General features: G+C 61.2%; 8 protein-coding genes. 2 read left to right on the top strand and 6 right to left on the bottom strand.

The genetic code is table 11. The features are described 5' to 3' along the window. Positions 1-786, bottom strand: a 786-nt coding sequence (locus tag ACIREA_RS18315) for an NAD(P)-binding domain-containing protein (protein WP_397383776.1), incomplete at its 3' end; no start/stop codon positions are given. Between the two features lie 282 nt (positions 787-1,068). Between ACIREA_RS18315 and ACIREA_RS18310 the strand changes: the two genes are divergently transcribed. After that, a complete protein-coding gene (locus ACIREA_RS18310) occupies positions 1,069-2,190 on the top strand; it encodes an amidohydrolase family protein (protein ID WP_397383775.1) in 1,122 nt (373 codons plus the stop codon). A 323-nt stretch (positions 2,191-2,513) separates the two neighbouring features. Here the strand turns inward: ACIREA_RS18310 and ACIREA_RS18305 are convergent, their stop codons facing one another. Continuing rightward, positions 2,514-3,806, bottom strand: a complete 1,293-nt coding sequence (locus ACIREA_RS18305; protein WP_397383774.1) for a PQQ-binding-like beta-propeller repeat protein — start codon at positions 3,804-3,806, stop codon at positions 2,514-2,516. A gap of 72 nt (positions 3,807-3,878) precedes the next feature. After that, positions 3,879-5,168, bottom strand: coding sequence for a hypothetical protein (locus ACIREA_RS18300; RefSeq protein ID WP_397383773.1), 1,290 nt, complete (start codon positions 5,166-5,168; stop codon positions 3,879-3,881). Positions 5,169-5,301: 133 nt separating this feature from the next. Between ACIREA_RS18300 and serA the strand changes: the two genes are divergently transcribed. Continuing rightward, positions 5,302-6,909: a phosphoglycerate dehydrogenase gene (gene serA, locus ACIREA_RS18295; protein WP_397383772.1), complete on the top strand. Its 1,608-nt coding sequence runs from the start codon at positions 5,302-5,304 to the stop codon at positions 6,907-6,909. A 309-nt stretch (positions 6,910-7,218) separates the two neighbouring features. Here serA and ACIREA_RS18290 read toward each other — a convergent pair whose 3' ends face one another. The 3 genes from ACIREA_RS18290 to ACIREA_RS18280 all read right to left on the bottom strand — a co-directional run. Next, the gene (locus tag ACIREA_RS18290) at positions 7,219-8,775 is read right to left on the bottom strand and encodes a hypothetical protein (protein ID WP_397383771.1); all 1,557 of its coding nucleotides are present in this window, start codon (positions 8,773-8,775) and stop codon (positions 7,219-7,221) included. Between the two features lie 203 nt (positions 8,776-8,978). Beyond that, positions 8,979-9,533 (bottom strand): hypothetical protein, encoded by a 555-nt coding sequence (locus ACIREA_RS18285; RefSeq protein WP_397383770.1) that lies wholly within the window; start codon positions 9,531-9,533, stop codon positions 8,979-8,981. A gap of 281 nt (positions 9,534-9,814) precedes the next feature. Continuing rightward, the coding region (locus ACIREA_RS18280) for an IS3 family transposase (protein WP_397383777.1) at positions 9,815-9,903 on the bottom strand (89 nt) is incomplete at its 5' end.

Here is a 9,903-nt window from a genome sequence, read left to right as displayed (position 1 = left end):
GTCCACGATGAGTTCCACGATCGGCTTGCCGGTCTCAGGATCCTTCTGCTCCAGCGCTTTGCCGGAGATCTGGATCAGGTAGCTCTGCATGTCGCCTTCGTTCCACTCGTTGAAGATGGCGGCCATCTCGTCGGTGGTGAATCCCGCGTGCTTGAAGATGTTGTAGGCTTCGCAGATGAGCTGCATGTCGCCGTATTCGATGCCGTTGTGAATCATCTTCACGTAGTGACCCGCACCGCCAGGGCCGATGTGGATCACGCAAGGCTCACCGTCCACTTTCGCGGCGATGCTTTCAAAGATCGGCTTCATCACTTCCCATGTGGAGGCAGGGCCGCCAGGCATGATGGAGGGGCCTTTGCGCGCACCTTCTTCACCACCGGAAACACCCGCGCCGATGAAGCGCAGTCCCTTGCCGGCGAGGTAGGCATCACGGCGCTCCGTGGTCTGGTAGAAGCTGTTGCCGCCGTCGATGATGATATCGTCCTTGTCGAGGAGGGGGATGAGCTGCTCGATCACCGCGTCCACGGCGTCACGGTCGGTGTCTTTCACGGCGGTGGATTTCACCATGATGTGAATCTTGCGCGGCAAGGCGAGGCTCTGCACGAAGTCTTCCAGCGTGTGGGCTGCGACGAGGGCCTTGCCAGGATGTTTGGCGACGAACTCATCCGTCACGCTGGTGGTGCGGTTAAAGACGCTCACCTGGAAGCCGCGGCTTTCCACGTTGAGAACGAGGTTTTGGCCCATCACAGCGAGGCCGATCAATCCGAAGTCACTTTTTTTGCTCATATTTAGGGGCCGCAGACATACCCGCCCCCTCCCGCTTGGCAAAGGGGATTTTCCTCATGCGCCCCATGAGCCGGATTGATGGAATCGGCACGATTTTGCAGTTGTGCCCTCCCTGCGCCTTCGTTTATCCCTGCACACCTCGCGTTTCACCCTGCATCCGCATGCACTGCCACGTTGCCCAAAATGGAGAGAAATCCGGCCCTATTGCCGGGGTGACTCGGCGGCATCCGGCTCATCAGGCACCCATTTCAGCAGCGCAGCACCCGCGATCCCTCTGACCCCATGAAAATCACCCTCGTTCTCCCCATTTTGCTCAGTCTGGCAGTCACCGCTCTTCTCGCCCGCGATCTGCAAAAAAAGCCTACCAGCCCCGCTCCCGCCCAGCCCCCCGCTTCGGTGCCTGTGGAGCCCGAGCCCGTGCGATACACCATGGCAGACTGCCACCTGCACCTGGTCGATTTCCTCCAGCGCACCGACGGAGCCGCCGCCGCGCTCCGGGCCATGAAAAAATCCGGCGTCACCGATGCCGTCGTCAGCGGCATGCCCCTGGTCAAACAGTGGTCCGAATCCGAGCCCCAGCAGCCCCAGTATTACCTCGAGGACGACGCACGCTGCTACTGGTACTCCGCCACCGACATGCTCGTCGCGCGCGAGATCCAGGCCCTCCCCGAAGCCGACCGCAAGCACTTCCACCCCATCATCTGCGGCTTCAACGGTGCCGACCGCAACGCCGTTGACCACGTGCGCCGAATGATCGAATGGAACCCCGGCTTCTGGCAGGGCATCGGCGAAGTCATGACCCGCCACGACGACCTCTCCGCCCTCACCTACGGCGAGACTCCCCAGGCCAACAACGCCTCCCTCCACCGCATCTACGACCTCGCCGCAGAGCTCGATCTCCCCGTGTTCGTCCACTCCAATGCCTCCTCCGTCTGGAAGCGCGAGCCCATCTACCTGCACGAGTTTGAGGAAGCCGTCATGACGCATCCCAAAACCAAATTCGTTTGGTGCCACGCCGGCATCAGCCGTCGTGTGGACGTCCCCACCCTCATGCAGGAAATCGACCGCCTGCTGGCCACCTACTCAAACCTCAGCATCGACATCTCCTGGGTCCTCTTCGACACCTACCTCGTCAAAGACGGCAAACCCGTCGCCGAGTGGCTCTCCCTCTTCGAAAAATACCCCGCACGCTTCATCATCGGCTCAGACAAAGTCGGCCGCTTCCACGACTACGCCCCCGTCATGCAGCGCTACTACCTCCTGCTCGACGCCATGAAACCCGAAACCGCCAAACGCATCGCCCATGATAACATCCTCGCCATCCTGCCCAAACAGGGTGCGGTGCTGAAAGCCGATGCCTTACCTGCCGAAGCGCGCCAGTCTGCCCCCGTGCTGACGCGCTGATCTTCGGAGCGCGGAATTTATTCCGCAGCACGCCGCAGCAATACAAGCTCCGGAGTTTGTCTGAAAACCTCGCGAGCAATCCAAAGCCAGGGTGAAGAGGTTTCGCTTCGCGGCTCCGCGAGCACGGCAGCCTCATTGCCTGCGGTGGCGAAGCCGCAGCTTCCGTACTGGGAGCGCCGGTTTTTAACCGGCTCTGGGCGAGCGTCCGTGGTGCTAGGACATGGAAAGGGCTGTGGTGGAAATGCGGTGTTTGCTCTGATGACGGAGCGCATTCCAGAGCCGGTTAAAAACCAGCGCTCCCAGCAATGACTTCCCGACCACACTCAAGGCACCGGCTGCCCCTTGGCCCCGATGCTATACAGCGAGTTCGCCGTGCGCACGTAGAGCCGCTTGTCACCGATCGCAGGCACGGAATTCACCGGGCCGTCCAGCTTGCTCGCCGCGATCTTCTCAAACTTCGGCCCCGCCTTGATCACAATGAGATCGCCCTGCTGGCTGGCGCAGAAAATCTTGCCGTCACCTGCCACCGGGCTGCTGAAGAACTTGGCGCTGCCCGCTGTTCCTTCCAAGCGTTCTTCATAGGTCACCTTGCCCGTCTTGAATTCCACGCAGCGCATGATGCCGCCGTCTCCCAGCAGGTACATGTGCTCGCCAATCACGAGAGGGGAGGGGACATAGGGCAGGCCCTTCGGAATGTCGAACGGCACAGACACCGGCTTGCCGCTTTTGAGGTCCAGCGCCGCGATCTCCTTCACACCGCCGCCGGTGCCGAAGGTGCAGAAGTAGAAGTCATCGCTGATCACCCCGGAGCCCAGGCTGCGCTGCTTGTAGCCCGGATTGTGCTGCCAGTTGATCTTGCCCGTCTTCAGCGCGATGCCCATCACCCCGCTGGCCGTGTCCGCGCAGATGAGTTCCTTTGCGCCGCCCTTCAGCTCATGCACCACCGGCGTGGAGAAAGTGTTCAGGCAGTTCGGGATGTCCAGCTTCCACACCTGCTTGCCCGTCTTGGTATCCAGCGCCACGATGCAGCTCTTCCACTTCTGCTGCTCAGGATCTTCGGTGTACGTCTTGCCATCGCGCTGCCAGTCGAATTCGCTGCGCACAATCATGAGGCCGTCCACCACGACCGGCGAGATCCCCGTGCCGTGCTCATGGATGTAATCCGCCACATGGTCATTGCGCCACACCAGCTTGCCCGTGTGATCCAGCGCCAGCGCCTGGATGTTCGTGCCGCTGCTCCAGTTGATGTAAATGCGCTCCGCATCCACAAAGGCGGAGCTGCTCGCATAGGTGTTGTAGGTCTTGTGGATCGGGTGCGGGACAAACTCCTCCTCATGCTTCCACAGCTCCTTGCCGTCCTTCGCGGAAATCGCGATCACCGCGCGCTTCGTCGCGCCCGTTTCAGCCGTCACGATCACCATGTCCTGCCACAGCACCGGCGAAGACCACCCTTTGCCCAGAGCAACCTTCCACACCGTCGTGCTGTCATCCACCACCGCTGGCAGGCCGGTCGTGTTGGCAACTCCGGTGCCGTTCGGGCCGCGAAAGCGTGACCAGTCTGCGGCTGAGAGCGCAGTGACAGAAAACAGGGTGAGGAATGCGAGAGTGAATTTCATGCGAGCGGATAGAACGTGGCTGGTTGGGAAAAAATTGCCCAAAGAGTCCCCACAAAATGGGGGAAGTGCGAATTAAACAGGTGTCTCCGTCGCAGCGGGCGGCGGGACTTCCGGAGCATGGGCATCCGCCACAGGGGCCTCTGCCATCAAGATGCCTGTTTCAGGAGCTGCGGTCATCGGTATGCCTGCCTCGTGGGACACAGCCATCGGTAAGTCTTCAAGGGAAGCCTCAACTGCGGGAGCTTCCACCACCGGCACCTCAGCCACGGGAGCCTCAACAGCGGGAGCCTCATCCTTGACCACCTCGCTGCTCACGGGCTCCACTTTCGGAATCTCATTCACCACCACTGCGGGCGGCGGCGTTGGCTCCACCAACGGCGATGCTGACTCGACCGCTGGCACTACTGGCTCCGCCACAGCCTTGGACTTGGCCTCCACCAGCGCATTCTTCACCGCCTCCAGCGCCTCGCTCAGGCGATACTCCAGTTCCGCGATTTTATACCCATCTTCCCGCGCACGCTTGCGCGATTCAGCCTCCAGTTGGGCCAGCTTCTCCTCTTGCTCGCGCAGTTTTTTGTCGCTGGCACTCGCAGACGCATTCGGACTCGGGGCGGTCGAAAGGCCCACCGCATTCATGAATTCCTTCTGCACCATCTCCACCCGCGCCTCCGCCGCCTTCAGCGCGCGCTGCAGGTTGGTGATCTTCCCCTCGGCCACTAGGGTGGCCTCGCGGGCCTTGGTCAGCTCCGCCTCGGCGCCACCAGCGGCAGAGTAGGCCGCCTGCTCATCACGGACTTTCTTCAATTCCACCAGGCTCGCCTGCATCTCCGCCTTATGCTTGATCACCAGTTCCTGAGCCTCGATCATCCGTTTTTCAAAGTCAGCCGCACGCGCATTCGTCGCCGCGATGGCCTGCTCCTGCGCCTTCATCCGGCCCTGCTCCGCCGCCAGCGCCGTCTCAAGATCCTTGATGCGGCTCTGCGTGGGCACCAGCTGCGCCGCCACCTCGCGCGTCGCCGCCAGATCCGCCTCCAGGCGCGTGATCTGCTGGGAGGCATCGTTCGCACGGCGCTCCGCCACCTCCCGGTGCGTGCTAAAGCGCTGCTGCAGATCCGCAAAGCTTGCCGCAGCCGCAGCGCTGTTTTGGGCATATTCCGCAGCCTCGGCGGCTGCTTTGGCCTGCGCAGCCTGCAGCGCCGCTCCAGATTCCGTGCGCAGCTGCTCCAGCGCCGCGCCCGATTCGCGCTGCACGCGCTTGAGTTTGCCCCCCATCACCAGCCACGTGATCAGCATCGGCAGCAGGACGGCCACCGCAGCAGCGGCCATTTCTTCCAAAGAGAGAGGGCCGATCAAAGCGAGCATGGCTTTTTCTAACGTAGTTCCTGCAAACATAGCACTATATGAACGCTCCCCCTCTATTCTGTCCAGCACGCATTGCTCCTTGAGCGGCGGATAAAGGCAGCTAGTTTGCGCGCCCTTTCCCCCCAACCCCAACATGTCCAAGTTCAACATCCTCATCGCCGGCAACAACGACCCCATTTCGAGCAAAGGCATCGACCTGCTCAAAGCGGAGCCGTCCTTCTCTGTCGAGGTGAACATGAATCTCAAAGCCGAGGACGCCATGATCGAGGCCTCCCGCAACGCCCACGCCATCATCGTCCGCAGCGGCGCCAAGGTCACCGCCAAGGTCCTCGAAGCCGCCCCCCACCTCAAAGTCATCGGTCGCGCCGGCGTCGGCGTGGACAACATCGACGTCCCCGTCGCCTCCAAGCGCGGCGTCGTCGTCATGAACACCCCCGGCGGCAACACCATTTCCACCGCTGAGCAGGCCTTCACCCTCATGATGGCCCTCTCCCGCAAGACCCCCCAGGCCCACGCCACCATCGTCAGCGGCAAGTGGGACCGCGCCAAGTTCAAGGGCACCGAAGTGTTTGAAAAAACCCTCGTCGTCCTCGGCATGGGCCGCATTGGTGCGGAGTTCGCCAAGCGCGCCAAAGCCTTCGGCATGACCGTCGTCGCCTACGACCCCTACCTCTCCAAAAACCGCGCCGAAAGCCTCGGAGTCACCCTCTGCGAGGACCTCGACGCCGCCATCGTGCAGGCTGATTACATCACCATGCACATGCCGCTCACGCCTGAGACGAAGCACATGATCAATGCCAAGCGTCTCGCCACCTTGAAGAAGACCTGCCGCATCATCAACTGCGCACGCGGCGGCCTCATCGACGACGCCGCACTCGCCCAGGCCCTCACCGACGGCACCATCGCCGGCGCCGCCCTCGACGTCTTCGAAGTCGAGCCCCCACCGGCCGATTACCCCCTCCTCAGCGCCCCGAACACCGTTTTCACCCCCCACCTCGGTGCCTCCACCGAAGAAGCCCAAGAAAACGTCGGCATCGAAATCGCCGAAGTCATCAAGGCCCACCTCCTCCAGGGCACCGTCGTCAACGCGGTGAACATGCCCAACGTCGATCCCAAGGTGCTCGCCGAAATCGGCCCCTTCCTCAAGTTCGGTGAGCTCCTCGGCCGCCTCGTCTCCCAGTTTGCCCCCGCCCGCGCCAACGTCGTCCGCATCAATTACAGCGGCAAAGTCGGCGGTGGCGACACCACCCTCATCTCCCGCGCCGTCCTCAAAGGCTTCCTTGAGCGCGCCGTCGGTGCCGAGCAGGTGAACTACATCAACGCCAACGGCGTTGCCGACAACCTCGGCCTCCGCTTCACCGAAAGCCGCCTGCCCGAAGCCAGCGAATTCGCCGACCTCATCGAAGTCATCGCCAAAAACGACACCGAAACCGCCAGCATCTCCGGTACCTTCTTCGGCAACGAGCCCCGCATCGTGAAGGTGAACACCCACCGCATCGAAGCCCGCCCTGAAGGCACCCTCCTCTTCATCGAGAACATCGACCGCCCCGGCATGATCGCCGCCTACAGCACCACGCTTGGCAAAAACAACGTCAACATCGCCGACATGAGCCTCAGCCGCGACAAGGAGTCCGGCAAAGCCTTCACCCTTCTCACCCTCGACACCACCCCCAGCGCCGAAGTCCTCGCCGAACTGGAAAAAATCCAGGGCATCAGCAAGGTCCACTGCGTGGCCGTGTAAGCGCCTTCCAGATCGTCCTCGATGCTGCAACTCCGCATCGAGGAATGATGGGGGGAGGGGAGGACATGAGATAAGACCACGCGCAGTTGAAAAGAGCCCAGGCCGTGTGAAGCCATCGAGCCTGATGCTTCACCAGGTGCTCCGCCAACGCGTCAGCGCTCCGAAGGAGAGGGATCGTTCCGATCCCTCTCGCCCACGCAACATCCAGCGGCTGCGAGCAACCCTCAAACACGCCCCATATGGGCCGCCGCATATGGCGTGATTCGTTCCACCGGGGCAAAGAGTTCGGTGTCTTCATGCATGCAGCTTTCAATCAATCACGTAGCTGTACAGATCCCCATTCTCCAGATGGAACCGGATGCGGATGGGAAATCCCGCAGGCAGGGCCTCACCACGTTTCCATCGGATCTGCAGCTTCACACCATCCTGCTTCTCGATCACGCTCGATTCCTTGTCATACCCTTCGATGACGTTCCCTGCGGCGTCCAAAACCTCGACGCTGAGCCTGCCGCCTTTGACATCAGCATTCGCAAAAAGGATCTTTCCTGCAGGGACAAACGCATGCGTTTCCACCGTCCCTTCCTTCTCCTTCGCCTGCAAGGAAGCCAGCCCATCCAGCCGCCATGCAGCCCGCGCGATCGACTGCGATTTCTCCGGTGCAAGTCCACCGTGAGGCGTGGTCACAGCCGTGTAGTACATCCACATCTCATCGCCGACGATGACGGGGGAATTGCACAGTCCAAAGATGCTCCCGGCATCATACGCATGCGGCCCCAGAGCGATCACCGGACTGCGGTCCGAGCACCGGTGCCAGTGGCGGCCATCACGGCTGTGCACCAGCTGCACATCAATGATGCCCGTGGCGGATCGCTTGTGTCCGTTCATCTCGTCGTTGCCAAACAAAGCCGAAGGTGGCTCCACTCGGCGGAACGGCGTGGCGAATCCCAGCCACTGACCTCCATAGGCAAACGCAGACAGATTGTAGAACTCGGAATAGGTGCCGCCCTTGAGCTTCCTGGCGGCCTTGTTGTCCATCTCATCCGCCACCATGACAGGCTGCGGCTCCGACCAGTGTTGCATGTCCTTGCTCACCGACAAAAATACCTGCCGTATCCCGACCACCCGCGGATCGCCCTGGCGTTTGTGAAAGGCCAGATACTCACCCGTCACCGGATCCTGCGACAGAGTGATGGTGTCGCAACCGAGCAAAATCGGCTCGGGGTCCACCGTCCACCGTAGGCCGTCCGGTGAATGCGCCGCATAATACAGACGATGCGTCTTGTCCCGGTACCAGTCCACCAGTTCAAACTTGTCTTTGAGCCTCTGCAGTTTGGCCGCATCCACCCCTTTGCTGGCATTGCCGACCGCCTTGTATCTCTTTTGCGGATCTGCCTCAAACTTGTCTTCAATGATGCTCGGACTGTGCAGATTCAGGTTCGTGACATTCGTCTTGCCTGCGATCTTGAGAATCGGCCGCTCCCAGTGAACGCCGTCCTTGGAAGTCGCATAGAGCACACTGCCCGGATCCGCATACCACATCCTGAACCCGCCCGTGGCCTCATCGCGCAGCACCGTGCCATAGATGTTCACGCGCTTGTCCAGAATGCCGCCCTCCTCAATCACCTCCCAGGGCATCTCTGCTTCCAGCACCGGATGTTCAAGTTTCTTCGCCGGGTGCACCACCCGCGTGAGCCCGCGCTTGGCCAGGATCATGCCATCATCCACAAACAGCTGCTTCTCCCCCTTCTTCAGCGCAGGCGCGGCCGGGCGTTCCAGCGGAGCCTTTTGCGCCAGCAGCAGCGCCGGAAACGCGATCACGAAGCCAAGGCACGGCAGCAAGCTTTTGGCCTGTGAAAGCCGTCGCATGGACATGGGTGATTTTCGCGAATTGAGCCAGCTGGGATGCTTCATCTCCCTATACACGTCGCACTCAGACATAGATTGCATGTAAAAGCAGATGGCCATCGCTCCTGCTTTCCGCCACCCGTGGTGGCAGCACGCTCATCTTCTCCAAGGTGCAGGTCCCCAAAGTGCAGGTCCCACCTCCAGCAGTCACCGCGCTCCTGCCTTCACTTCTTCCCAGCCTGCCCCTGCTCCACCTTCGGCACCCCGGACTGACCCGGCAGAACCTGCGGCCCCGAAAGCTTCGGTGGCGTCGGCAGCACCGTGCCATCCGGCGCACGATCCAGCACAAAACCGCTGAAGTCCGCAGGCAGCGGCAGCAGACGGCCATCCGCCGCCAGCACCTTTCCCTCCGGCACCACTGCGGCACTCACCCGCGTCATGCGGCCATCGCGAATCAAATACGCCTGACCACGAATCGCAAACAGCCCCTCTCTTACCGTGGGGCTGATATCCTCCACGAAGTCCGTTGGCAAAACCACCAGCCGCCCTTCTGGCGTCAGCACCTGCCCCTCAGGCACCAGGATCGCATCCACCAAAGCCGCCCGCCCATTGCGAATCAGGTACGTATGGCCGAGATAAAACACAACGCCATCAGGCACCACGTTGATCCCCAGAGCTGTCGTAGTAACCTCCTTGGCCGGCGGGCTGCCCGTTTGAGCTGACACAGAACAAACACAAGCCAGCGTTGCCGCAAAAAGGAAGTAGGGTAGGGGTTTCATGGTGACCAGAATCTAAAAGACGCCCTCTCCATCCGCCATGGGGTGTCCACCCCAAGTCGATAGACATGGGCCAGCAAATCCAGGACACCCGCTACACACCCCGTGCACCAGCAGGTCGGTCACCAAGCATGCATGGCTCGGAGCTTGTTCCCCAATCCACGGATGTTCCCATGTGCCTTCTTGGCAAACACCCTAGTTCCAATGATTTGTTCATTGTCGCGTGGTGAATCCACGTTAAGCATAAATGAGGTGCAACGCAATATTGGACCAGGGACGCTTAATTAGTTGAGGTTGATGTGCTGAGTTTCGAACTGGTTGGGTGTGAGGTAGCCGATGGCCGAGTGCTTGCGCTTGTTGTTGTAGTAGGCGT

Source organism: Prosthecobacter sp., assembly GCF_044373815.1.
Lineage (GTDB): Bacteria > Verrucomicrobiota > Verrucomicrobiia > Verrucomicrobiales > Verrucomicrobiaceae > Prosthecobacter.
The sequence above is the reverse complement of the archived record's forward strand: the minus strand, read 5'-3'. Positions and strand labels throughout refer to the sequence as shown.

Excerpts from the sequence above, each read along its gene's own strand:
- ACIREA_RS18285 (WP_397383770.1), bottom strand. The coding sequence starts at position 9,533 with ATGAAACCCCTACCCTACTTCCTTTTTGCGGCAACGCTGGCTTGTGTT.
- ACIREA_RS18310 (WP_397383775.1), top strand. The coding sequence starts at position 1,069 with ATGAAAATCACCCTCGTTCTCCCCATTTTGCTCAGTCTGGCAGTCACC.
- ACIREA_RS18305 (WP_397383774.1), bottom strand. The coding sequence starts at position 3,806 with ATGAAATTCACTCTCGCATTCCTCACCCTGTTTTCTGTCACTGCGCTC.
- ACIREA_RS18290 (WP_397383771.1), bottom strand. The coding sequence starts at position 8,775 with ATGCGACGGCTTTCACAGGCCAAAAGCTTGCTGCCGTGCCTTGGCTTC.
- ACIREA_RS18300 (WP_397383773.1), bottom strand. The coding sequence starts at position 5,168 with ATGCTCGCTTTGATCGGCCCTCTCTCTTTGGAAGAAATGGCCGCTGCT.
- serA (WP_397383772.1), top strand. The coding sequence starts at position 5,302 with ATGTCCAAGTTCAACATCCTCATCGCCGGCAACAACGACCCCATTTCG.